This is a genomic window from Nocardia sp. NPDC041819, assembly GCF_055590505.1.
In genome coordinates, this window is the sequence record NZ_JBVJAP010000007.1 from 57941 (window position 1) to 82344 (window position 24404).

Sequence of the window (24404 nt, forward strand, 5' to 3'; positions counted from 1 at the left end):
CGCCGACGGCTACCGAGTGAGGACCGGCGCCGACCGGCGAGCCGAGGTTTCGCTCCCCGGTGTGTTCGTATTCCGCACCCAGGTGACGTTGGCGATGAGGTCGTCATCGAAGACCAACTCGTCCCACAGCACCCGCTCCGCGGCATCCGGCGTCGGCTGCACAGCCGGACGGGGCGCCACCGCGGCGGCCGGAGGCGGCGTTGTCTCGGTCGGCAGCGGCGTCACCAGCCAGGACAACGCCCGCATCGTGCTGAGGCCGTAACGACGGGCGCCCTGCGCGACGGCGGCCACCGCGGCGGCGGAACTCAGCACCCCGGCGAGCAACGCCACGGGGGTCAGTGCGGCACCTGCCATCCGCTGCTCACCGGCACCCGAAACGGCCGTGCCGTCCTCGTCGAAGATCCGGCGCAGCCAGCCCGAACCGAAACCTTCACCCGGATCGATCAGCGTCCGCAACTCCGGCCCCTTGGCATCCAGGTACAGCAAGCAGATGAGCACCAGAACCGTCACGGCCACACTGGATCCCATCACCAGAGCGGCGAGCGCACGAGAGCGCGACCGCACCTGCGCGACCGCCGCGAACACGGTGACGACCGCCGCGGCGGCGGCCAGCAGACCCCAGGCACCACTGATGTTCATCTCACGAAATTTCGACACCGACCACTCGTCGAAACCGTTGGTGACACCGGTGACCCGGCCGAACGCGTCCGAACGCACCTGGCCACCCGAACCCGACGCCGACAGCCACGGCTGGAACAGCAGGGCGAACGTGACCGCATTCGTGGCCGCGGCGAACAAGAAGCCCCAGTCCACGCCCCGGGGTGGCCTCGCGCTTCGTGCCGGGCGTCCGGAGCCACGGCTCCGGCGGTGTCGCGCTTCGGTTGCCTGCCAGGGGGTTGGTTGTACCATTGCTCCAGTTTCGCCGGTGCCGCATGAATTCCGCTGCCGCCCAAAGCAATAACAATGAAATTGCCTGAAGGGCGGAAAACGCGGCACATCAATGAGATGTAATTCGATCGGGCGTCATCGGCCATCGACGAAATTCACCGTAAGCACCGCGGCGACACCGGGCAAGCGTGATCGATGTCCCACGCATCACCGCAGCTCCCGCCGCATCCGACCGCAGAGTGACCCAACCGGTGAGTAACATTTCGCGCACAGCGTTGAACTCGGCCTTCACGGTTTCGCCGCGACAATTACTTGCCCGGCGCAACCGAATTGCTGTGACAGGCCTAACAAGTGCGCACTGCGACGTCGGTCACAAACCTGCACCACATCCGGTGAAAAATCCGAAAAATGGAAAACACGGTGCCGGACCGTATTTCGATCAGCACCCACCCGCAGCGGGTCGAGACCTCCGAAACCGGATCACGCCCATATCCAGAGCGGGCGCTCGCGGATCCGGTCCCACCACCCGGTCATCATGCGGCGCACAGCCGGACTGCGAACAACCTGCCGCCGCTCAGTGTCCTTCCGCCGCCGCCCGCGCGTCGGCGACCCCACGGGTGATCTCCGCCAGGCGCTCGGCCGAAACCTCGACCGCGCCCTCGGCGTCGACCAGCACCGCGGTGGGATAGAGATCGCGCAGCAGATCCGGGCCACCCGTCGCCGTATCGTCATCAGCCGCGTCGAACAGCGCCTCCACCGCAAGACGCAACGCCGCCTGCTCATCGATATCGCGGCGATAGGTCTTCTTCAACGACGACCTCGCGAACACCGACCCCGAACCGACCGCGGTGTAACCGAAACGCTCCTCCTGCCGGCCACCCACCGCGTCGTACGACACGATCCGCCCCGCCCGCTGCGGATCGGCAGCGTCCGGGTCATAGCCGACCAGCACCGGAATCACCGCCATGTCCTGCAACGCCGCGGGCAGATTCGCGCGCACCATCGCCGACAACTTCGTGGCCTTGCCGTCGAACGTCAGCGGAGCCCCTTCGATCTTCTCGTAATGCTCGAGCTCCACCGCGAACAACCGGATCATCTCCAACGCCATCCCGACCGTGCCCGCGAAACCGGCCGCCGAATAGGTGTCGGTGACGAAGACCTTCCGCATATCCCGCGTCGCCACCAGATGCCCCATCGTGCCCCGGCGGTCACCGGCCACCAGCACACCCCCGCGATAACCGATCGCGACGATCGTCGTCCCGTGCGCCGCGGCGCCGTCCCCACCGCCGCCCGCCTCGAAACCTACATCGGGCAACAACCGCGGCGCGTACCGGCGCAGAAACTCCGAGAAGGACGCCGCCGGGTACTGCAAACCGAGCGGCAGGTGACTATCGGTCGTCATGATCACCTTTCCGGGCGGACGCTGCCCACCCGCGAACGCGACACGTGCACTCCCGCCGACGTTACCGGAACACCACCACCGCTCGGCCGCAACCGGCATCCGCCCACGCGCGGTCCTAAGCCGGGTCGTCCCCGGCACAGGTGTCCGGCGCATCGATCCGGACACAGGGGAGCGGAGCCCGCGTCGGCTGATAATCCGGCCCCACCCCACCCGCGCGGATCAGCCGGACATACGCATCGACCGCGTCGGTCGGGCGGCGCGCCAACGTCGGATCGGTCAGCACATCGACCGTGTAGAGCCCGAACCGCGGCGCGTACGAACCCCACTCGTAGTTGTCCGTCAGACTCCAGTAGTTGTAACCGATGACATGCATCCCGTCGGCCTTCGCCCGCTGCAGCCAATACACCGTGTCCCGCAGATGATCGGCGCGGCTGTACCCATCCGGACGAACCTGCCCGTTCTCCGTCGGAAGACCGTTCTCCACCACATACAGCGGCCGCCCGGGAAACTGGCGCGCGTAATGCCGCAACGCGTAGTAGATACCCTCCGGCTGCACCGGCAACTCCCACATCGCAGGACCTCCCTCCGCGCCGCCCTGCGCCGACTCACCCGTCTGCGGCAGCGGAGCGAAGTAGTAATCCACACCGATGAAATCCAGCTTCGCCGAGATCCGATCGACGATCGGCTGATTCACCTCCCTCTCCGCACCGGCCACATAGCCCAGATTGCTGGTCACCTGCGCATCCGGCCGATAACCGTGGATGACGTCGTAGATCTCGTTGTGCGCCAGCGCGATCCGATCCAGCATCACCGGCGCCTCATCGACACCGATCCCACCCGTCCGCAACTCCGTGCCGACATACGCGGCCGGCTCGTTGAACGTCACCCACAGCGGATCACGCGAGGCATACCGGCCCACCACCTTGCGCATGTTCGCCAGCCAATCCTCGACCATGCCCGGGTTACGCCACCCGCCCCGATCCAACGCCCACCCCGGATACACCCAGTGATCCAAGGTCAGCATGGGCCGCATCCCCGCCGCCAGAATCCGCGCGATCACATTGTCGTAGAACCCGAACGCCGCCTCGTCCCAGGCATGCGGCGCCGGTTGCAGCCGCGCCCACTCGATACCCACCCGGTAGACCCGCACCCCCAGACGCGCCGCCAGATCGATATCGGAGATATAGCGGCGCGCGAAGTCCACCGAATCCCGGTACGGATCCGCCGTCCCGCCCGCCGCGATGAAACGCGACCAGTTGCTGTCCGGCGCATAACCTTCGGATTGGAACCCCGACGACGCCACACCCCACAGGAACTCCGCATCGAACGCAGGCAGCGCCGGACTCGGCTGAGCAGCGGAAACGCCCGAAGCCATCAGCACCGCCGCGGCAGCCGACAGCGCGGCGAACCCGCGCCGGTGAGTGCGTGTACGCATCGCCGTAGCGTAGCTGTAAGATTGCTGGCTGCCCGGGCAAGGAATCGCGTGTCGCCGGTCGAACAACCATCGCGATCCGCGCTCACGCCATCCGCGACTGCCGCGCCAACTCCACCGTCGCCGCCCGCAACTCCTCGACCGCGTTGATCCGCTCCGCATACCCGACCCTGGTGCGAGCCACACCCCGCGGCGTCACCACCCGCAAATCCAAGCCGTATCGGTCGGCACGCTCACAACTCGCCCCGGTGGCATCCGGGTACCCGCCCAACCGCCGCGCCATCGCCAGCAACGCCTCGGCATGGTCATCATTGAGATGCGCCACCGCCCGAGCCGCCACCGGAATCACCGGATCCGGCTCCGCCGCCGCATACTCCTCCGCACTCGCCGAATCCATCCGCCCATACCCGCCGACCCAGCGCACCCGCCGCACCCGCAACACCCACAACGAGAAATCGCTGTAGTCGATGTACATCCGCCCCGCCGCCACCGCCGCCAGATACGCCTCCCTCGCCGCGACCGCCTCGCCACCCACCGGCCGCTCCACCACACCCGACAGCGTGATCCGCGCCCCCGCCAACGGATCCGCAGGCGGATCCGGCGCCACCACCGCCAAGCTCGCCCGCCCGTCCGCGGCCAGATTGCGCCCGTGCTCGGCCAGCCGCGACACACACAACACCGGCTGCCCCGCCGACAACCCATACGTCACCAACGAAGCCCACGGCGAACCATCCTCCGCCAGACTCGCCAGCGTCGCGGTATTCACCGACGCCGCAACGGTTCTCGCCTCCTCCGCAGCCGATGGCCGAACCGGACACAACACCGGCGCCAGCGGCGGCGGCACCGAAGGCCCCGCACCAGGAGCACCATGATCGACAGTCATGCCCCCATCCTTCCAGCGCGTCCGGGCGAAACGCCGCACAACCTCACACGAGCGAAGCAATTGACCGAGCGCATCCGCCGCCGATCGACCAGACTTGCCCAGTGACCAGATACGCATTCGACGCCGACCGCGCCGCCCTCGTCGCCACCTGGGCGACCGGACGAGGCGACCTCGCCCAGACGGTGGCCACCCTGCCCCCGCAGGTGACCAGGGACCAGGCAACCGATCTGGCGTCGAACCTCACCACCCTCTCGCGGTTCCAATGGCGCACCTATACCCACCCGGCCAGCGCCGCGGGCGACCCCGACGTCCCCAACAGCGAAGCATGGCGCCGCGCCGAAGAACGCCGGAACTTCAAAGAGGTCGAAACCGGACTGCGCAGCCCCCATCTGCCCACCGACGAGGGACTGCTCGTCTCCTACAGCGGCGTCGTCGAATCCGCCCACCGCATCGGACGCACCCTGCACGACATCGATGACGACGCCCTGCTCGACACCGTCGCCGCCGAAGTGCGCACCGAACAAGAAGCCATCGAATCCGCCGAACGCGGCGACCTCTCCGGCCGCGCCCGCCAAGCCGTCGAACTGTCCCGCCCCGACGTCTCCCCGGCCCAGGTCCACGCCGCCGACGCACTCCTGCGCGCCGACCCGCTCGGCAGCATCGAACTGTTCACCGAACTCGACCCCGCCTCCGCCTCCGTCGCCGCGGCGCACTGGCTCTACGCCGCCGCCGAAGTCGCCGGAGAGGCCGCGAACGTACCCACCACCGATGTCGTCGCCGAAGCCGACGACATCGAAGCGCTCCAAGTCGAGACCCCCACCCTCGTGCTCGAACGGCTCGCCGCGGGCGACACCCCCACCGAAGTCGTCCTCGAACTGATCGCCGAAGCGATGGCCGTGCACGAAGGCCGCGTCGCGGCCCCGTGGAGCCTCGTCGCCCGCGTCGCCGAAATCGAAACCCAAGCCCACCGCTTCGGCGTCGACGCCGACACCCGCGAGGCGATGCTCACCGGATTCCGCATCAGCCGCCTCGACCCCGCCCGCCCCGCCCTCGACCTCCTGGAAGACCTCCTCGACGGCATCCGCGGCTGCCTGCTGCTCTACGCCGCCAACACCGACCACGACGACCCCGAATCCCACTTCGCCGAAGACGTGCGCCTCGAAGCCGACGCCGACCCCGAAGACCTCCTCTGAACGCCCGGGCGGGACACGGCCGCGCCCTGTCCCGCCCGGGGATCACTCAACAGGAGACTTCGCCGGAAACCGCCACCGCGTCCGAGGTCAACCAGGCGCGCACCGCGCGGTAGACCGCATCATGATTGAGCAACGTGAAGTGATGCGCCGACGCGAGATGCATACCCTTGTCCATGTCGAAACCGATACGGCGCGTCCGGTTCCGCCCGCCGCCGCTGGGCGTGAGAACCAGCCCGTCACCGATCACGCGGCCCAGCGGATGCCGCGGACTGCGCGTGACGGTAGCCGTGACGAAATAGTGCTCCGCACTCATCAGCAGCGGCACCTCGCGGATCACCCGGCGACGCAGCGCGTCGGCATCCAGATCCCGCCAATCCTCGTCCACCAACGAGCCATCCCGAAGATCACGAATGCCGGCGCTGCGACGACGCAACAGACGCCCGAACGGACGAGTCTCCGGCAACCGCACCAGCGCCGCCGACGCGTAGTGCACCAACTGCTCCAGCGGAGCGCCTAGATGGGGTGAACCCAGACACACCACCTGCCGCACCAGCCCCACCCACGGCAATCCGGCTTCGCTCGCCACGAAACACGCGCCCCGCGCGACCAGCCCGCCCATCGAATGACCCACCAGCGAAACTCGCTCCACCGGCACCGGCCACCGCTCGATCAGGCATCGCATCAGTTCGCTGAACTGTGCCGCATTCTCCGAGATGTGCAGACCGCTGTTGTACCGGACCTGTAGCGCCGTGCAGCCCGTATCGGACTCCAGTCGCTCGGCATAGGTCGGCCCGCCACCCAGCCGCCACGCATGCTCGGTCTCCACCAATCCGTGCAGGAAGACCACGATATGCGCACCCGGCCGCCGCACACGCGCACCGACCAGCTCGGCGGGTACGGGAGCGCCGTCGATCCGGAAGGTCATCGGCCCGGCCAGAATCGGTCGCTCCCGCTCGAGCTCGTCACCGATGAGTCCCTGCACCGCGGCGAGCAAACCCGACCCGAACACCGTGCGTGACGGCGCAGCCCCCGGCAGATCCGCAGTCCGTTCCGCGACCATGCCCGCCGCCACCGCCGATCCGCTGACCACACGATAGACACTCCCGGCGATCGCATCGTGCATCAGCTCGACCGGAGCCGCCGCCGGGCCGACGCCCCAGCGCACGGCCGCGAACACTCGCTGCGCTATCGCGCGGTGCACGGCCGCGATCCCGTCGACCGCTCCACCGAATTCGTCACCGGCCAGCCGGGCCAGCGCCCTGACCTCCGCTTGCCGTCGGCGCGCCTCTTCCGTCATGGCATGAGTGTACAAGTGTGCACTGAAAAAGTGGGCGGAGGAGTCCTACGGCACTCGCGACACGGCTACCGCCGGCTCACTGAGGCTGCCCAGATACAGCACGCCGTCCTGCTCGACCACACCCGTCACCATCGAAAAGTCGGTGCCCTCCATCTGGAGGTCGTGCACGACTTCACCCTCGAAATCGACCGCCATCACCCACACCGTCCGCGCCGGCTTCGGCTGCACCCACTCCGGCAGCGTCCACACGATGCGCCGCAGAATGCCCGGAAGTGGAAGGAGGCGGTCCAGCAACGGATTTCGCGGCGAAGGAAGGGTGATCCAGATCAGGCCGTCGCTGCCGAGCCCCAGGTTGTCGGGGAAACCCGGCAGATTCTCGATCAACCGTTCCTGCGTGCCCGCCTTCGGGCCGGTGAGCCAATAGCGCGTGAGCCGGTAGCCGCCGGTCTCCGCGACGACGACACTGGAACGATCGGGCGCGAGAACGACGCCGTTGGCGAACTGCAGATCGTGAATGAGCGTTTCCACCTTGCCCGCGGGATCTCGGCGGAACAAGCGGCCGGTACCGGAGTGCTCGAGGATGTCGCCCATGTACTCGTCGAGTGAGTACCGACGCGACGACGCGGAGAAGTAGATCGTGCCGTCGGGATCGCGCACGACATTGCTGGCGAACCGGAGTCGCTCTCCATCGATCTCGTCCACCAGTACAGTCAGCGCGCCCGAAGTGTCCAGCTCCAGCAGTCCACGCTCGAAATCGCAGATCAGCAGACGTCCATCGGCGTCGGCGTGCAGACCGAGCGGGCGGCCGCCGGTGTTGGCGAGTTCCCGTACGTCTCCAGTCGCCGGATCGATGCTGAGAATCGCACCGCCCGCTACGCCCGCGATGATCCTGCCGTCGGGGGAGAGCACCACATCCTCCGGTCCGGCGTCGGGCAATTCGAGACGCCGTACCCCCGGAAGGGGAGGGGTACTGCGGCTTTGACGTGCCCGAGCAGGGGAGGGCGGCGGCGTCCACCGCTGCGGCTGCATGGTCGAGGCGAGCATGGCCTCAGGGTAGTCCGTGAGTGCGGAGTTCCGGGAAACCGATGCCGAGCAGGCGAGCCCGCTTCGTCGGAGGTGGGCATCGGGGTTGGCTGATGTATAACATCTAGGTACGTAGATATGCGCATCTAACAATGTGTCTCTCATGACCCACCCAAGCTCCAGAGCATCCGAAACAGCAGCTCCAAAACAGCAGCAAGGAAGGGGAGGAGGCCCGACGAAACGAATTCGGCGGCAGGCTACGCGAAGCAGATCGGTTCGCCCTGGGATGCGCTGCTGCCGGCGTGTGTCGCGACTACCTCGCCGGAGCCGGGAGAGGTCACACCTGGACAGCAGCGCCGAGGTATCAGGGCTGGTGCGTGATGGTGTACCAGAGTATGGCCAGTGTGCCGAGCGTGAACAGTGGTGCCACGATGAAGGTTTCGACCTTGTTCCCGGTGCGATCGATGATGGGAAGGCTGACGCGGAGGTCGAAGGGCCAGAACAGTCGGCAGCCACGCTCGGTGAGGCAGTCGCCGATCAGATGGGCCAGCGCGCCCAGCCCCACCGCGAACGGCAACCAGACCGGCTTGTCGGCGATCCAATGCTCCATCGCGAAGGTGCCCGCGGAGGCGAGCGCCACGATCGGACCCCACGCCTTGAAGTTGTTGCCGGACGGGCACAGATGTAGTGCGCGCACGGCCAGGGCCAGAAGGAAGAAGACCAGGCTCAGGGTGAACCAGCGTCCGAGCCAGTGCTCGCCGGCCCACGTGCCGTAGGCGACGGCCGCGACGAATGCCAAGGAGTGGGTGGCACCGCGATGGCCGCCCGAGACCCAGGAGATCAGCTTGCACGCAGTGTGCGTGATCGGACCGAGGGCGTGCGAGATCGTGCCCTGGGGGTGGTCGGCATCGGGCAGCAACGCGGCACCGGCGGTGAGAAAGACCCCCAGCAACAGATCGACGGTACCGAGATGTCCCGTCGCATCCTGGAGAGCCGGAAACGTCAAGATCGTTACCGGCAGCGTCGCCACTGCCGCCGACCAGGCCAACGCGCCACTGGTCGCATGTGAATGTCCAAGCACCATTCGAACGTTAGTTCAGCTTGCTATGGGTTCGCGAATGTCGTTGTCGCGCGGGGGAGCAGCGTGGTGCGGGCGCTTCCTCGGCTGTGATGAACTAGGGGAGTGCTGGTGCGGTGCGGCGCCCCGTGCAGCTCAGGCGCGAAGATGTGGCCAGGTGCCGCCGAAGCTGACCAGTCGCTGAACTTCATCAAAGTCCTGCATCCCAGCCGCGGCATAGAAAGATGTCGGTACGCTCCTATGCATATCTATACATGTGTAATACATGCCAGTATCTAACCCGACAAATCCAGGCCATCCAAAGAAGGCATAGAGCCCGGGGGATCCTCGGTAGTCCAAGGCAGTCCGGATAGCGGATGATCTCGCTAGAGGACGTCGCCGATGGCGACCGTCGCCGCGGCCATCACCCGGCGTGCGAGTTCCGGACAGTCGATCGGAGCGGTGGTGTCGACGGTGACGACCGGAGCGAGCGCGAGGGGTTCGGCCAATCGCGCCCATCGATCCCAATCCAGCGCCAGATGCGCGTCGTCCTCGTAGAGATCGGCGCGCCGGCGGCCGCGAAATCGCGCACGGGCAACCTCGGATGGCACCGCGCACCAGACCTCCACCGCGCGTGTTGCGCCGGAAGTCGCGAGCCCGGTGGCGGCATAGCGCGCGTCGCGCGGCTTGAACCACCAGGAGTCGACCAGGACCACGCCGGGTAGTGCGGCGGCGAGCGCCCACCCCGCCTCCATCGCGATCGCGCCGATGTTCGGCAGCACAGTGGTGTCGTCGAGCCCGGAGCCCAGCGCCTCCTTGATCAGATCTTTGGAAATCAAGTGCGCGCCGAGTTCCCGTGCCAGGGGCGCGGCCAATGTCGACTTCCCGGAGCCGGGGAGGCCGTTGACCATGATGAGTAGTTCGCAGATGTGACAAAACCTCCTGAGCGGCCCGTGAATGCCGGGGCCGGCGAATGGCGTACAGCGGTGACCGCCGGAGGTTCGACCGTCATGTCGTGATTCTTATTGCTCGACAGCATGTTCGGCAAGACGCCCTGAACGATTCGGTTCGGGCCCGGGTACAGGGGAGTCGCCTTGCCGGCGTCCCGCCAGTGAACCGATCGCTGGTTGTTTCCCAGAACTGGGGATTTGGGCCATCGGTGCACGCCTACGCTGCATCGCGTAGTACGACCTGATCGATTGCCCGCTCTGGCTCCGAGTTTCGGGGATTGATGTGGCAAATGTCTGGTTCGAGCAGGTCGGCTCGATCAGCGGTAGGCCATGTGTAGGAGGTTGCGGTGGGTGAGGGGCGCGGAGTTCATCTGTGCGGCAGTGTCCCGTTGACGGACGCGCGGACGGTCTTCTCGGAGGCGGCGCGGCGGATCGGGCCGCACTTGAAACGCATCCCGGACGGTGAGACCGGGATCCGGGACAACTGGGTGGTGTGGCAGCTGCCGAAGATGCAGGCGCATCCCGATCTGGAAACCGTTCCGCCGCCGAGCCCGGAGTACGGGCCGAGCGAACGGGTGCAGCCCAAGCCCGGCGTGGACGCGGCGTCGATCGACTTCGGTCCGTTGGGCTACGCGGAGGCGGCCCTGGAATCCTGGCAGGTGTTCCGGCAGCTGCGCGAGGACGGGACGATCCCGGCGGGCATCCGCTTCCAGGTGAGCTTGCCGACCCCTATCGCGGTGATCGGGGCATTCGTCGCGGGACCGCAGGGGGAGTTGGAACGCAGATACGAGGCGCGTCTGCTCGACGAACTCGCCGCCATCGTCGCCGCGATCCCGGCCGAAGAGCTCGCGGTGCAATGGGATGCCGCGGTCGAGTTCGCCATCTTCGAGGGGATCTTCCCTTCGTGGTTCGGGGCGGACTACCCGACGCAGCTCGACGAAGTTGGGCAGCGGCTCGTCCGGCTGGGTGCCGCGGTGCCCGAAGCGGTCGAGCTCGGCTACCACCTCTGCTACGGCGATTTCGGTCACCGTCATTTCGCGGAGCCCACCGACACCAGCCGGCTGGCGGCGGTCGCCGCTCGGATCGTGGCCGGGCTGGACCGGCCGGTCAACTGGCTCCACCTGCCGGTCCCACGTTCACGTACCGACGCCGACTATTTCAAGCCACTCGCCGACCTCGTCCTTGCTCCCGAAACCGACCTGTACCTGGGCCTGGTGCACGCCACCGACGGCCGTGTTGGGGCGCTGGAGCGCATCGAAGCCGCCCGTTCCGCAGTCACCGCGTTCGGCATCGCCACCGAATGCGGTATGGGACGCCGTCCGGCGGATCAGATTCCCGCTTTGTTCGATCTGCACGCGGAACTGGCGGAGATCTTGGCCTGAGTTCGAAGACCTCGGCGCCGGACCACGTTCGGGGTTGGGTCCGGCGCCGAGACCGGAATTCGAGGTTGGGTCCGAACACAATTCAGTAGGTCGGCCCGGGCCTGCCCGATAGGGGATCAGGGGAGTTGCATGCAGGACCTGTACGTCGTGAGTCATCCGCACGCGGAGCACACCGAACTCGATCTGGTCGGTGGATGGTACGACTCGGAGTTGACGGCGCGCGGTCGGCGCGACGCCCACCTTGTGGCAGCGGAGTTGGTGCGGCGACGAGACGGAGCGATACGGCCGGTGCGGATCACGACGTCCGATCTGACTCGGTGCACCGAGACCGCGCAGATTCTGGCGGCCGCGCTCGGCGTTCCGGTAGCGGCGGATCAGCGGCTGCGGGAGATCAGCTTCGGGGAGGCGGGCGGTCGATCGAACGCATGGCTCGCGCAGCGCCAGGTTCCCGCGCCGGATCACGATCGGCTCGACCATCGCGGTCCTATCCCTGGGGCGGAGACGCGGCGTGAGGTCGCGACCCGCGTGCAGGCGTGTGTACGTGAGTTGATGGCCGACACGGACCATGACCACATCGTCGTCACGCACGGTTACGCACAGACATTCGTCCTCACGACGTGGATGATGGTGCCGGTCGAGGCGGTCGGCTTCGTCTCGTTCGCGACTGCGCCCGGCGCGATCACGCATCTGCGGCACGACGATTACTGGCGCAACCGCGCAGTGCTCAGCCTCGCCGATACGGCTCATCTGGCTGGCGAGCAGTAGTGGTCGCTACGGAGGAGTGCGGAGGCACCGGGCAACGCTCTAGTTGACATAATGTTGATTATCGGCGCAATTTCGGCCCGGGTTCGTGGGAGTGGCTTATCGCGGTACGTCGTTGCCGCTGTATGTCATTCGCTGCCTGCGCGGCGCTGTCGAGTCGTCTACGGGCTCTTAGGTGGGCGGTGTTCGTTGCCGGGCGGCCGAACCCTCTTGGCGCGTTTGTCCGTTTAGTGGAAATTTTCCGGTGATTCTTGGCTTGGTTGGTGATTCTTGGGTTTTTCCTAGAGTGGGCTCCCCTGGTCTATATCCCAGTTGCCTATAAACGTCACAGTGACGAATTGGGGCCTGCTCCGGAGTGGCGGTTGATTTCGGTGGTTGTTGTTTCGAGGTCCAGTGATCGGTGATTGGCTCTGGTTGTGGTGTCCAGTTGCGGGCAGGCTGAGTCGGTGCTGGTTCGTCGGTTGATCGCGTTGTATGTCGGGTTGTGGTTGTACGGGTTCTCGATGGCCGTGATGGTCCGGGCGGGGCTCGGACTGGATCCGTGGGATGTGTTCCATCAAGGCGTGGCGCGGCAGGTGCCGATCAGTTTCGGTGCCGTCACGGCGGTTACCGGTGTCGCGGTGCTGCTGGCCTGGATTCCGCTGCGGCAGATGCCCGGCCTGGGCACGGTGAGCAATGTCGTGGTGATCGCCGTGTCGGTCGATGCCGGGCTCGCGTGGCTGCCGTCGTGGGATCTGCTCGCGGTGCGGGTCGGCGCCATGGCGGCCGCCGTTGTTCTCAACGCGGTGGCGAGTGTGTTGTACATCGGCGCGGGCATGGGTCCGGGGCCGCGCGATGGACTGATGACTGGACTGGTGCGGCGAACCGGGCGATCGGTGTGGGTGGTGCGCACGGCGATCGAGGTGACGGTGCTGACGACGGGGTTCGTTCTCGGCGGCAGCGTCGGCATCGGAACGCTGGTGTATGCCTTCGGGATCGGCCCGCTGATTCACCTGATGATTCCCGTGGTGAACCGATTCCTGCCGGGATTCGCGGCGACGAAGCCGGCGCCTGCCGCCCGTGAAGCCGCTGAGGTACCGACGGCGTAGGTCGTCTCCCCTGCTGATCCCCCCTTGGACTCAGCCCTAATCGTCACAGTGACGGTTAGGGCTGAGTGACCCCCGCCATGGCTCTCGGTGGCCGCGTCGTCGGTGTCCTGGAGCTGAGTCGCGGCGGCGCGAATCGTCTCGGATGCTCACCCTGATCGCTCAGCTCGGAGCCGAGAGGTCATCGGCCGACCGGACGCGTGATCATGAGGTCTGTAGACGTCCGAAATGGTTTGTGCGGCGGTGAAAGTAGGGTGTGCGCCCGGCGGTGTCAGCGCAGCCCCGGATCGCGCGCGGAGCGGTCGCGTGTGCACCCGCGTCAATCTTACGTACAGCCCTGTACGGAATATGGTGTCCCCGGTTAGCCTGTGGAACATGAGTGCTACCACCATCGCCCGGCAGTGCACGTTGTGTGAGGCGCACTGCGGAATTCTCGTCACGGTCTCCGATGACCAGGTGACGCGGATCGAGGGTAATCCCGAGGACGTGCTGTCGAAGGGGTACATCTGCCCGAAGGCGACGGCGATGGGCGGGTTGCACCACGACCCGGATCGGTTGCGTACGCCGGTGCGGCGGGTGGGTTCGTCGTTCGAGCCGATCGGCTGGGACGAGGCGTTCCGCGAGATCGGGCAGCGGTTGCGGCGGGTACGTCGCGAGCACGGGAACAGTGCGGTCGGCATGTATCTCGGTAATCCGGCGGCCCATAGCTCGTCGGTGTTGTACGCGGTGCTGCTGCGGACGTTGCTGATGACGCGGAATTTCTTCTCGGCCTCGTCGATCGATCAGTTCCCGCAGGAGTTCGTCGCGTGGCGGATGTTCGGCTCGAATGTGCTGATGCCGGTGGCCGATATCGATCGCACCGATCGGCTGGTGATTCTGGGCGCGAATCCGGCGGTGTCGAACGGGTCGGTGACCACGATGCCGAATGCGAAGCAGCGGATTCGGGATGTGCGGCGGCGTGGTGGGAAGGTCGTGGTGATCGACCCGCGGCGGACCGAGACGGCGCGGCTGGCCGATCAGCACGTCGCGGTGGCGCCGGGCGGGGATGTGTATCTGCTGCTGGCGATGTTGCATGTGCTGGTCGCCGAGGATCTCTGCGACGAGAAGGCGATTCGGGCGTCGAGCACCGGCTGGGAGCGGTTGTGCGCGCTGGTGGCCGAGGCGTCTCCGGAGCGGATGGCGGTGTACGCGGGGGTGGACGCGGAGACGATTCGCGGGTTGGCCCGGGAGCACGCGGCGGCCTCCTCGGCGGTGCTGTACGCGCGAATCGGGGTGTGTCAGCAGGTGACCGGTACGTTGACGCATTGGTTGGTGAACACGATCAACGCGGTGACGGGCAATCTGGATCGGGCGGGCGGTCAGATGTTCGCGACGCCGCCGATCGATGCGGCGCGGTATGCGAAGTATCTGCCGGTGGGGTACGGGGCGTGGACGGATAGTTCCGGGACCTACAAGTCGTTTCGTTCGGAGTTGCCGGTGGCGGTGCTGGCGGAGGAGATGCTGACCGATGGGCCGGGCCGGATCCGCGCGATGATCACGTATGCGGGCAATCCGGTGTTGTCGACGCCGCAGCGCGGCCGGCTGGGGGCGGCGCTGGACTCGCTGGATTTCTATGTGGCCGTGGATATGTACATCACGGAGACGACGCGGCACGCGGACATCATCCTGCCGCCGATCTCGCCGTTGGAGCGGGAGGACGTCAACATTCTGTTCCCGGTGTTCAGTGTGCGCAACAATTTGCGTTTCGACGCGCGGGTGTTCGAGCCGCCTGCCGATGGGTTGGAGGATTGGCAGATCATGGCGCGGCTGGTCACCGAGGTGGTGCCGCTGCCTGCTCGTCGGTTCACCGCGCGGGTGCTGAACGGGTTGTTCGATCGGGTGAGTCCGGTGCGGATCGCTGCGCTCGGGGTTGCGGCGGGTCCGTACGGGGTGTTGCGGCGGGGCCGCAAGGGGTTGACCGTGGGTAAGGCGCGTGCGGCGGTGGGTGGGATCGATTTGGGGCCGTTGCGGCCGAGGTTGCGGTCGTTGCTGGGGACGAAGGATCGGAAGGTGCAGGTGGCGCCGGAGGATTTCGTGGCGGCCGCGCGTGAGGTCCTGGCGGACGCGCAGCGCGGGAATGCGGTGACCGCGCCGGTGGACGGCTATGACTTGAAGTTGATCGGGCGGCGTCATCTGCGCAGCAACAATTCGTGGTTGCACAATGTGCCTTCGATGGTGAAGGGGCGGGATCGCTGCACGGCGCTGATGCATCCGCAGGACGCCGCGGCGCGGGGGTTGCGGGACGGTGAGCCGGTGACGGTGCGTTCGCGGACCGGGTCGATCGTGGTGCCGGTGGAGGTCAGTGATGACATCCGGGTCGGGACGGTGGCGATTCCGCATGGGTGGGGGCATCAGGAGCCGGGTGTCGGGTGGACGGTGGCGGCGTCGTTGCCGGGGGCGAATGTGAACCTGCTGCACGATCCGGCGTTGACGGATACGTTTTCGGGGACGGCGGCGGTGAACAACACTTGGGTGGTGGTGACGCGGGCGTCGGTGGATTCCGGGGAGCAGGTCGGCGTGAGTGAGCGTGAGAGCGCGCCGACTGCTTGAGGGGTGCGGGTCGTGCCACTTTGCACCGGCTGCGGTTGAGGGAGTTACCGAACGCCGGTGGATCGCGGCGCGATCAGTTCTCCTCGGGCGTCCGCGCGATCGTGTCCTGGACGATCAGTTCGAGCTTTCGGCTGATGCGGTCCAGCGCTCGCGTGCTGCGCTCGGCGCGGCACACCGCCACGCTTCCCTCGACGGCGGTGACGATCAGCGTGGCGGTGAGTTCGGCATCAGCGGGGTCGGCGCCGTGTTCGCGCAGCGACGATGTCAGTAGGTCGGTCCATCGGCCGAAGGCGGCGGCCGCTGCGTCGTGTGGCGCCCCTTCGGTTTCGGGGAGGTCTTCGATCGCGACCGCCAGTACCGGGCATCCGGCTCGGAAGTCGGAGTCCACCACCAGCTTTCGCCACATCTGTAGGAAGACGCGTAATCCCTGGAGGGGTCCGTTCTCGAGTTCGCGAGCGAGCAGCGTCGCGGTGAGTTCGCCGGCGAAGGTGACCGCTTCGGTGGCGAGTTGGGTCTTGCCGCCCGGGAAGTAGTGGTAGGTCGATCCCAGCGGTGCGTGGGCGTGCTTGGCCAAGTCGCGCACGCTGGTGGCGTTGAGGCCGCGTCGCCGGATCATATCGGCCGCTCCGGCCACGAGCTTTTGGCGTGAGTCCGGGGATTCCGGCATCGCTACCTCCTTGTCTATGACAGCTGTCATATAGTAGCGTCCCCAGATTATAACGACTGTTATAGACAGCGGAGCGACACGAGGGAGAACGCCGATGCCGATGATCCACTTGATCCTGCCCACCGGAGTCCTGACCGCCCAGGCGCGCGGCGAGCTGATGAACTCGCTGCCGAAAACCCTGCTGAAGTGGGAAGGCGCGCCCGATACCGCCTTCTTCCGCGCGCAAGCGTGGTGCCGCGTCGAGGAGGTGGCCGACGGGTGCTTCGCCGCACTGGAGGACGACCTGCCGCGGTTCCGTGTGGAGGTGACCGTTCCCGAAGGCGGGCTTTCGCAACGGCGCAAGGCCGGGCTCGTCGAGGAGGTCACCGAGCAGATACTCGCGGCCGCCGGTCTCACCGCGGGTGACGCGCTGCGGGTGTGGGTGCTGATCCGCGAACAGCCGGAGGGCACGTGGGGCGCTGCCGGGAATATCGTGAAATTCCAGGAGCTGGCCGCACTGGCGCAGGGGCAGCGCGAGAATGCGTGAGCTGCAACTCGTTCGCGCCGGGCACCTGCAATGGCGGGACCGGCCCACACCCGTGCTGACCGATGCGCGCGATGCGATCGTGCGTCCCTTCGTGGCGGGCCGATGCGATGGTGACACCCTGCCGATCCACCGGCGTGTGTCTCGCGCGATGCAGTTCGGTATGCGGGCCGGGTTGATCGATCCGGTGGTGGGCAGCATCTGCGGGCCGGTTCCGTTCCTGGGTCCGTTCGGTATCGGCCACGAATGCATCGCCGAGGTGATCGAGGTCGGCGCGGACATCACCACCCTGCGCCGCGGTGACGTGGTCGTGGTCCCCTGGGCGGTCTCGTGCGGAGACTGTCACGAGTGCCGCCTGGGCCTCACCGCGAAATGCTCCACCACACGCACCTCGACCCTGGCCGCGTTCGGGTTCGGCCCGGCCAGCGGCCCCTGGGGTGGCATGGTCGCGGACCTGCTGCGTATCCCCTTCGCCGATCACATGCTCGTGCCGATCCCCGCCGGTGTCGACCCTCTGCGGGTCGCCGCGGCCGGCGACAACCTCTCCGACGCCTGGCGCTGCGTGGTGCCCGCTCTGCGGGTGCGACCGGACGGCAAGGTCCTCGTTCTGGGTGGCGCGGCGCAGAGCATCGGCCTGTACGCCGCCGGGCTGGCGGTCCGGCACGGCGCGCAGGTGGTCGACTACGTCGATCACCGGACCGAGCGGCTCGAGATCGCCGAAAAGCTCGGTGCCAGGGTGCATGCCACAGCGTCGAAGGGCAGCGTCCGGCTCGCTGATATCCCCCGCCGCGACTACGACGTCGCTGTGGAAGGCACCTCATCGGCCGCCGGTGTCGATGCCGCGCTGCGGTCGTTGGCGCCGGGCGGGTTCTGCCGGCCGGTGGGCTATTATCTGCCCATCGGTACGAAGGTCCCTTTGATGCATATGTACGCCAATGACGCCACCCTGAAGATCGGGGTCTCGAATGTCCGGCCGATCCTGCCGGAAGTGCTGGATTTCGTTGCCCGGCAGGACTTTCCCGCCGAACAGGTCACTACCCTGACCGCGGATTGGGAGGACGCTCCCGAGGCCTACAAGGCCCACACCACCAAGCTGGTCCTGCACCGCAAGCCGCTGCACGCCGTCGCCGCCGACCGATAAGGAGGCGGCTGTCGCCGTTGCGATCCGGGTGCATCGCGCGGCTTTTCACTTGCTCACCTGGTCGACGCGGGTGCCGTCCAACCATGGTTGCGGGTCGGCGAGGAAGGGGGTGTCGGCGAGACGGTCGAGGTCTTCGAAGAAGGCTTTGGTGGTGCGGGCGGCCGCGGCGGTGGTGCCGACGGAGATGAATCCGGCTTGTTCGGCGTCCAGGCCGCGGGAGAGGGATTTGTCGGAGCCGAAGTAGACGGCGCGTTTGAGTTCGGCGATGGCGATCGGGTTGCGGGCGGCCAGCCGGGTCGCGGTGGCGTGGGTTTCGGCGAGCAGGTCCTCGGCGGGGAGCAGACGGTGGATCAGTCCCAGGCGCAGTGCTTCCCGGGCGGTGAAGGGTGTGCCCTCGAGGGTGATCTCGATGGCTTTGGCGGCGCCGAGCAGTCGGGTGAGGCGTTGGGTGGCGCCGCCGCCGGGGATGAGGTTGGCGAGTGTCTCGATCTGGCCGAGGCGCACGTGCTCGGCGTCGGCGCCGTAGCGCAGGTCGCAGGCCAGTGCGATCTCGTGGCCGCCGCCGAGTGCGGGTCCGTTGATGGCGGCGAGGTAGGCGACGCGGGAGCGGTTCATCCGCAAGGTGGTGCGCTTCCAGCGGTGGCCCCAGACCAGGCCTGCGCCGAGGCCGCCGCCGTGGCGTTCGATCAGGTCGGTCGCGCCGGGGACGCGGAGCGCGGCCGCGGCGGCGCGCAGGAACGGTGCCGCGGCGCGGGCGGGGACGAAGGGGTGTGGCCGGTCGATCATGCCGCCGAGGGCGGCGGGGTCGGCGTGGGTGAGGAAGCGGCCGGGTAGTCCCCCGGTGAGCACGACCGCGCCGATGGTGTCGTCGGTGTCTACGGTGGCGGTGAGGGTGTCGAGGTCGCGGACGACCGCGGGGGTGACGAAGTTGAGCGGGGGTGCGACGACGCGTGCGGTGAGTACTCGCCCGGTGCGGTCGAGTTCGATGGTGTCCAGGTGGAGGTCGGCGGCGGGCATCGGCGGCTCCTTCGGTGCTCGGGTGGGAACGCGAGAGTGTGTGCACGCGAACCTGTTTCGGGTGGGTCGGCCCCATCCTCGACGGTCGTCTACACGATAGTGTTGCGGACCGGCCGGGCAGCCGGTCCGCAACACGGTTGGCCGGAGCGCGTCAGGCGGTGGGCTTGTGTACTCGGTCGGTGTGGAATTCCAGCAGCGCCGCGAGGGTCTGTTCCGGTGCCTCCAGTTGTGGGTAGTGGCCGATTCGGGGCAGTTCCACCACGTCGGGGTCGGTGATGAGCTCGCGGTAGCGGTGTGCCATGTGGCCGCCGGACACGGGGTCGGTGACGCCGTCGACGAGCCGGATCGGGACTTGGGCCTGCTGCAGTGCGCCCACCCAGCGCTGCCGTTGTTTGCGGCGTTCGGCCATGTAGCGGATGAGTTTGTGGCCGTTGCGTTTTCCGTGTTTGCTGCACCACAGCAGCCAGAATTGGTGCAGTTCGACGTCGGTGGGTTTGGTGTCGGGCCCGAACACGGTGGCCAGGCTGCGGTGGAAGGTGCGCTCGGTGCCCAGGACGCCGACGAGCGGGCCGAGGGGTCCTGCCAGCAGTCGCTGCACCGGACGGGCGCGGTGGGCCTCGGGGAACAGGCCGCCGTTGAGCAGGAACACCGATTCGATCACCAGCGATTCGTCGCCTGCCGCGCGGCGTTCGGCGTCGCGTGCCAGGAGTTCTTGGGCGACGGTGTCGCCGTAGTCGTGGGCGAGGATGTGGAATCGGCTGATGCCTTGTTCGCGGAGCAGGTTCTCGTGCAGGTCGGCTTGGTCGGTGATGCGGTAGTCGTAGTGGCGAGGTTTGGCCGACCAGCCGAAACCGATCATGTCGGGGGCGATGACGCGGGCGAAACGTTCGCACAGACCTGGCCAGATGCGGTGCCAGTCCCAGGACGCGGTGGGAAATCCGTGGATGCATACCAGCGTCCCGTCGGCGCCTGAGCCTCCGTCACGCCAGAAGATCTGGTGGCCGCGATGAGTGTGGCGTCGTCCGTTCGCCCGCCAGGACGCGAACTCCTCCATGTCTACCTCCTTGTCGTCGACAAGCATGGCGCGTGGGTGCGCCCGGGCACAGTAGTTCGGCCGACCGCGCACGTGTCATCTACCGCGCGGGCGGTTTGCCGATCGTGCGCTCTGCGAGAATTTCACCGTGCATGTCGCGATCGGCTTGGTTGTTCTCGTCGCGTCGGCGGCCGCGTTGGCGGCGCTGGCGCGCCGGTTCGGGGTCTCCGAACCGTTGGTACTGACGGTGGGCGGTGTGGCGGCGTCGTATCTGCCGTTCGTGCCGGAGATCCACCTGGAGCCGGAGATCATTCTGCTCGGGTTCCTGCCTCCTTTGCTGTATACCGCCGCGATCCGCACGTCGCTGGTGGATTTCCGGGCGAATGTGCGCACGATCGCGTTGTTGTCGGTGGGGTTGGTGTTGTTCACGACCTTCGCCGTGGCGGTGGTGGTGTGGTGGCTGTTGCCGGTGCCGTTCGCGGTGGCGGTCGCGTTGGGTGCGGTGGTGGCTCCGCCGGACGCGGTGGCGGCGACGGCGGTGGCGCGCCGGATCGGGATGCCGCGGCGGATCGTGACGATCCTGGAGGACGAGTCGTTGTTCAACGACGCGACCGCGCTGGTGGCGTTGCGGACCGCGCTGGCGGCGACGGCGGGCACGGTGTCGGTGTGGGAGGCGGGGGCGGATTTCCTGCTGGCGGCCGGTGGCGGCGCGGCGGTCGGGGTGGTCGTGGCGTATCTGCTGGCGATGCTGCGGCGGCGCATCACCGATCCGGTGATGGATACGACGCTGTCGTTCCTGGCGCCGTTCGTGGCGTATCTGCCTGCCGAGAGCATCCATGCTTCCGGGGTGATCGCGGTGGTGGTGTGCGGGATGATCCTCGGGCACAACGCGCCGGCGTGGCAGAGTGCCGCGTCGCGGATCGCCGAGCGCATCAACTGGCGGACGATCCAGTTCATTCTGGAGAGTGCGGTGTTCGTGTTGATCGGGTTGCAGGTGCGCGGGATCGTGGAGGGTGCTTGGCACAGCGATCTGGATCACGCCACGTTGGTGCTGACGGCGCTGGCGGTGGTGGCGGTGACGATGCTGGCGCGGCCGATCTGGGTGTTCGGTTCCTCGCTGGTGTCGCACAGTCTCGGCAACGGTGCGGCGGTGCCGGCCGGTGAACTGGTCGTGGTGTCGTGGGCGGGGATGCGCGGTGTGGTGACGCTGGCGGCGGTGTTGCTGCTGGCGGAGGACACGCCGCTGTTGGCCGTGCTGAAGCTGCTGGCGCTGGTGGTGGTGGCGGGTACGTTGCTGGTGCAGGGGACGTCGTTGCCGTGGCTGGTGCGGTGGCTGCGGTTGCGTGCGCCCAGCCGCGCCGAGGACGCGTTGCAGAAGGCGAATGTGTTGCAGCAGGCGACGGCGGCCGGTTTGGCCGCGCTCGAAGAGCAGATCACCGCGGATACGCCGCCCGGGGTGGTGCAGACGTTGCGCGATCGCGTGTCGTGGAAGGCGAATGCGGCGTGGGAGCGGCTGGGGCGGGCGGAGTCGGAACTGGTGACGCCCACCGCGGAATATCGGCGGTTGCGGTTGGCGATGTTGCGTGCCGAACGCGAATCGGTGTTGCGGGTGCGGGATTCGGGCACGGTCGACTACCAGATCCTGCAGCATGTGCTGGCGCAGTTGGATCTGGAGGAGTCGATCATCGATCGCTTCGATGAGGCCGAGGAGGAGCGCGCGGAACCGTTGGCCGCACCGGTGGGCGAGGAGGTGTGCGCGCATCTGCGGGAAGCGCCGCTGGTGCGTGCGCACGGCGGGCCCGACGAATGCGCCGAGTGCGTCGCGGAGGGGCTGGCGTGGGTGCATTTGCGGATGTGCCTGTCGTGTGGGCACGTGGCCTGCTGCGACTCCTCGCCGGGCAATCACGCGACCAAGCATCACGGGGCCAGTGGTCATCCGGTGATGCGCAGTGTGGAGCCGGGCGAGGCGTGGCGTTGGTGTTATGTCGATGAACTGCTGGGCTAGCCGGGCGAGATCAGCGCTGGGCGTGGCTGTAGATCAGGCGCGCGTATTCGGCCAGCAGTTGGTCCAGCGACAGGTTCTCCCCGCCCGCGGCGATCTGCTGGTAGCCGACGAGCATCGCCATGCCCAGTGAGGTGACCACGGCGGCGGTGTCGTCGTCGCGGACGATGCCTTTGACCGCTTTGTGCACGGTGCGCCTGCGGGATTCGTCGACGCGTTTGAGGGCGAGGTTGACCGATTCGTCGTTGGCCGCCCACGCGCGGATGGCGGCTTCGGCGGCATGGTGCAGTCCGGCGGCGAGGTCGGACATCGCGCGGATGTCGTCGTCGGGGTTGCCCTTGTTGAACGGCATGGTGCCCAGGATGCGCACTTGGCGGTTCTCCCAGTGCTCGAGCAGGGCGTCGACGAAGCCCTGCCAGCTGCCGAAGTGGTGGTAGAACGACCCGCTGGTGACGCCGAGTTGCCGGCACAGCACGCCGATGTTGAGACCCTTGAAGCCGAGTTCGGCGAGCACTTCCAACCCGGTGTCGAAGTACTGCTCCTTGGTGACCACTCGTGACATGCGTGCGCCGTTCTCTTCGTTCGGTCAGGGGGAGGGACCGAACAGTACCGCATCGTAGCGTCGGCCGGACCGAGCCCGGGAAGTACCGCGGCGTACCCCGAGAAGACTCTTCGGTACCTGTTACCTGCTGAAATATCTAGCGTCCGAACGTGATGCGCTCGCGCCCGCCGCGCGCTCGATAACAGAGCATCTGCTCTGTTATCGTGTCGGCATGCCCCGCCCCCGCACGCACGACCCCGACACCGTGCTCGACGCCGCGGAATCACTGGCCGTCGGCTCCGGCCCCGCCGCGGTCACCACCCGCGCGGTCGCCGCCGCCACCGGCATCTCCAACGGCGCGATCTACCACACCTTCGGATCCCGCGCGGAGCTGCTCGGCCGCACCTGGTTGCGCGCCGCGCGCCGCTTCCTCGACCTGCAAACCGCCCTGGTCACCGCGGCGCTGGATCGGCACGACGACGACATCGAGGCCGTGGTCGCGGCGGCCGAGGCGCCCGCCGTCTTCGCCGAGCGCCACCCGGACTCCTCGCGGCTGCTGCTCGCGGTGCGGCGCGAGGAGCTGCTGGGTGAGGTGCCCGACAGCGTGGCCGCCGACCTGGCGGCCACCGACGCGGTGCTGGTCGAGCTGCTGGTGCGGCTGTCTCGCCGGCTGTGGCAGCGCGGCGATCGCCACGCCGTCGACGTCATGACGCTGTGCCTGGTCGATCTGCCCACCGCCGTGCTGTTGCGCCGTGACCGGCTGACGGATCCGCGCGCGCGTGAGTATCTGCGCAGCGCCGTGCGCGCCGTACTCGCCGTCGGCCCGCCGCCGGTGTGATCCCCCACCACCGACCCTCGAATGGAAGGAACACCATGCCCACCCTCGACTACCAAGACAAGATCGCCGTTCTCGATCTGGGCGGCGACGAAAACCGTTTCTCCCCAGACTTCTTGGACCAGGTCGGCGCCCACCTCGACACCGCTGTGGCCGACGGCGCCCAGGGCCTGGTCACCACCGCGAGCGGCAAGTTCTACTCCAACGGACTGGACCTCGACTGGCTCGGCGCCCACGCCGAGCGCGCCGAATGGTACGTCGAGCAGGTGCAGGCGCTGCTGGCCCGCGTACTGACCTTGCCCATGCCCACCGCCGCAGCGTTGCCCGGCCACGCGTTCGGTGCGGGCGCCATGCTCGCCATCGCCCACGACTACCGCGTCATGCGCGCCGACCGCGGCTACTTCTGCTTCCCCGAAGTCGACATCCACATCCGCTTCACCCCCGGCATGACCGCGCTCATCCAGGCCAAACTCACCCCGAAGAGCGCCGTCGCCTCGATGACCACCGGCCGCCGCTTCGGTGGCATCGACGCCGCGGCCCTCGACATCGTCGACGTCACCGCCGCCGAAACAGCGGTCACCGACACCGCCGTGGCCCTGCTCGCTCCGCTGGGCGGCAAAGATCCCGGCACCCTCGGCGCGATCAAGAACACCATGTACGCCACTGCCGTCGCGGCATTGAGCGCCTAGGAGGCCCGGTCGC

The 24404-nt window shown here is 67.6% G+C and carries 22 protein-coding genes; 10 read left to right on the forward strand and 12 right to left on the reverse strand.

Annotation, left to right across the window (positions count from 1 at the left end; translation table 11 throughout):
• Nucleotides 1–9 precede the first annotated feature (9 nt).
• The 4 genes from ACZ6DL_RS20975 to ACZ6DL_RS20990 form a co-directional block, all read right to left on the reverse strand.
• A complete protein-coding gene (locus ACZ6DL_RS20975; RefSeq protein WP_466053350.1) occupies nt 10–813 on the reverse strand; it encodes a hypothetical protein in 804 nt (267 codons plus the stop codon).
• Nucleotides 814–1462: 649 nt separating this feature from the next.
• Nucleotides 1463–2290 (reverse strand): proteasome subunit beta, encoded by an 828-nt coding sequence (prcB, locus tag ACZ6DL_RS20980; RefSeq protein WP_466053351.1) that lies wholly within the window; start codon nt 2288–2290, stop codon nt 1463–1465.
• A 115-nt stretch (nt 2291–2405) separates the two neighbouring features.
• A complete protein-coding gene (locus ACZ6DL_RS20985) occupies nt 2406–3725 on the reverse strand; it encodes a family 1 glycosylhydrolase (RefSeq protein ID WP_466053353.1) in 1320 nt (439 codons plus the stop codon).
• A gap of 82 nt (nt 3726–3807) precedes the next feature.
• Entirely contained in the window at nt 3808–4605 is a 798-nt protein-coding gene (locus ACZ6DL_RS20990; protein ID WP_466053355.1) for a HugZ family pyridoxamine 5'-phosphate oxidase, read from the reverse strand.
• 101 nt (nt 4606–4706) lie between these two features.
• On the opposite strand from ACZ6DL_RS20990, the gene ACZ6DL_RS20995 reads away from it, so the two are divergent.
• On the forward strand, nt 4707–5798 hold the full coding sequence (locus tag ACZ6DL_RS20995; protein ID WP_466053357.1) for a hypothetical protein: 1092 nt from the start codon (nt 4707–4709) through the stop codon (nt 5796–5798).
• Between the two features lie 46 nt (nt 5799–5844).
• Here ACZ6DL_RS20995 and ACZ6DL_RS21000 read toward each other — a convergent pair whose 3' ends face one another.
• The 4 genes from ACZ6DL_RS21000 to ACZ6DL_RS21015 all read right to left on the reverse strand — a co-directional run bounded on the left by ACZ6DL_RS21000 (nt 5845) and on the right by ACZ6DL_RS21015 (nt 10086).
• Nucleotides 5845–7095, reverse strand: a complete 1251-nt coding sequence (locus ACZ6DL_RS21000; protein WP_466053359.1) for a lipase family alpha/beta hydrolase — start codon at nt 7093–7095, stop codon at nt 5845–5847.
• 45 nt (nt 7096–7140) lie between these two features.
• Nucleotides 7141–8283 (reverse strand): SMP-30/gluconolactonase/LRE family protein, encoded by a 1143-nt coding sequence (locus ACZ6DL_RS21005; RefSeq protein WP_466053361.1) that lies wholly within the window; start codon nt 8281–8283, stop codon nt 7141–7143.
• A 199-nt stretch (nt 8284–8482) separates the two neighbouring features.
• Nucleotides 8483–9199 (reverse strand): metal-dependent hydrolase, encoded by a 717-nt coding sequence (locus ACZ6DL_RS21010; RefSeq protein WP_062970672.1) that lies wholly within the window; start codon nt 9197–9199, stop codon nt 8483–8485.
• 362 nt (nt 9200–9561) lie between these two features.
• Complete coding sequence (locus ACZ6DL_RS21015) at nt 9562–10086, reverse strand: P-loop nucleotide/nucleoside kinase family protein (protein ID WP_466053362.1); 525 nt, start codon at nt 10084–10086, stop codon at nt 9562–9564.
• A gap of 386 nt (nt 10087–10472) precedes the next feature.
• Here ACZ6DL_RS21015 and ACZ6DL_RS21020 point away from each other — a divergent pair, with 386 nt between their 5' ends.
• From ACZ6DL_RS21020 to ACZ6DL_RS21035, 4 genes are all read left to right on the forward strand, one after another.
• On the forward strand, nt 10473–11507 hold the full coding sequence (locus ACZ6DL_RS21020) for a hypothetical protein (RefSeq protein WP_466053363.1): 1035 nt from the start codon (nt 10473–10475) through the stop codon (nt 11505–11507).
• Nucleotides 11508–11636: 129 nt separating this feature from the next.
• A complete protein-coding gene (locus tag ACZ6DL_RS21025) occupies nt 11637–12272 on the forward strand; it encodes a histidine phosphatase family protein (RefSeq protein WP_466053364.1) in 636 nt (211 codons plus the stop codon).
• Between the two features lie 443 nt (nt 12273–12715).
• Complete coding sequence (gene yczE, locus ACZ6DL_RS21030) at nt 12716–13357, forward strand: membrane protein YczE (protein WP_466053366.1); 642 nt, start codon at nt 12716–12718, stop codon at nt 13355–13357.
• A gap of 372 nt (nt 13358–13729) precedes the next feature.
• A complete protein-coding gene (locus tag ACZ6DL_RS21035; protein ID WP_466053368.1) occupies nt 13730–15943 on the forward strand; it encodes a molybdopterin oxidoreductase family protein in 2214 nt (737 codons plus the stop codon).
• Nucleotides 15944–16016: 73 nt separating this feature from the next.
• Here the strand turns inward: ACZ6DL_RS21035 and ACZ6DL_RS21040 are convergent, their stop codons facing one another.
• Entirely contained in the window at nt 16017–16610 is a 594-nt protein-coding gene (locus tag ACZ6DL_RS21040) for a TetR/AcrR family transcriptional regulator (protein WP_466053370.1), read from the reverse strand.
• Between the two features lie 94 nt (nt 16611–16704).
• Here ACZ6DL_RS21040 and ACZ6DL_RS21045 point away from each other — a divergent pair, with 94 nt between their 5' ends.
• Both ACZ6DL_RS21045 and ACZ6DL_RS21050 read left to right on the forward strand, forming a co-directional pair.
• Entirely contained in the window at nt 16705–17136 is a 432-nt protein-coding gene (locus ACZ6DL_RS21045; protein ID WP_466053372.1) for a tautomerase family protein, read from the forward strand.
• Nucleotides 17129–18274 carry a zinc-dependent alcohol dehydrogenase gene (locus ACZ6DL_RS21050; RefSeq protein WP_466053374.1) on the forward strand — a complete coding sequence of 382 codons (1146 nt, stop codon included), beginning with the start codon at nt 17129–17131 and terminating at the stop codon, nt 18272–18274. Before ACZ6DL_RS21045 ends, ACZ6DL_RS21050 begins: the two co-directional genes overlap by 8 nt.
• Nucleotides 18275–18319: 45 nt before the next feature.
• Here the strand turns inward: ACZ6DL_RS21050 and ACZ6DL_RS21055 are convergent, their stop codons facing one another.
• Together ACZ6DL_RS21055 and ACZ6DL_RS21060 are read right to left on the reverse strand one after the other, a co-directional pair.
• Nucleotides 18320–19291, reverse strand: coding sequence for an enoyl-CoA hydratase/isomerase family protein (locus ACZ6DL_RS21055; protein WP_466053376.1), 972 nt, complete (start codon nt 19289–19291; stop codon nt 18320–18322).
• Nucleotides 19292–19442: 151 nt separating this feature from the next.
• The gene (locus tag ACZ6DL_RS21060) at nt 19443–20345 is read right to left on the reverse strand and encodes an alpha/beta fold hydrolase (RefSeq protein ID WP_466053378.1); all 903 of its coding nucleotides are present in this window, start codon (nt 20343–20345) and stop codon (nt 19443–19445) included.
• A 127-nt stretch (nt 20346–20472) separates the two neighbouring features.
• Between ACZ6DL_RS21060 and ACZ6DL_RS21065 the strand changes: the two genes are divergently transcribed.
• Nucleotides 20473–22329: a Na+/H+ antiporter gene (locus ACZ6DL_RS21065; protein ID WP_466053380.1), complete on the forward strand. Its 1857-nt coding sequence runs from the start codon at nt 20473–20475 to the stop codon at nt 22327–22329.
• Between the two features lie 10 nt (nt 22330–22339).
• Here the strand turns inward: ACZ6DL_RS21065 and ACZ6DL_RS21070 are convergent, their stop codons facing one another.
• Nucleotides 22340–22888, reverse strand: coding sequence for a TetR/AcrR family transcriptional regulator (locus ACZ6DL_RS21070; RefSeq protein ID WP_040867073.1), 549 nt, complete (start codon nt 22886–22888; stop codon nt 22340–22342).
• Nucleotides 22889–23099: 211 nt separating this feature from the next.
• On the opposite strand from ACZ6DL_RS21070, the gene ACZ6DL_RS21075 reads away from it, so the two are divergent.
• Together ACZ6DL_RS21075 and ACZ6DL_RS21080 are read left to right on the forward strand one after the other, a co-directional pair.
• On the forward strand, nt 23100–23705 hold the full coding sequence (locus tag ACZ6DL_RS21075) for a TetR family transcriptional regulator (RefSeq protein ID WP_466053382.1): 606 nt from the start codon (nt 23100–23102) through the stop codon (nt 23703–23705).
• Between the two features lie 35 nt (nt 23706–23740).
• Nucleotides 23741–24391, forward strand: coding sequence for an enoyl-CoA hydratase-related protein (locus ACZ6DL_RS21080; protein ID WP_466053384.1), 651 nt, complete (start codon nt 23741–23743; stop codon nt 24389–24391).
• Nucleotides 24392–24404 lie beyond the last annotated feature (13 nt).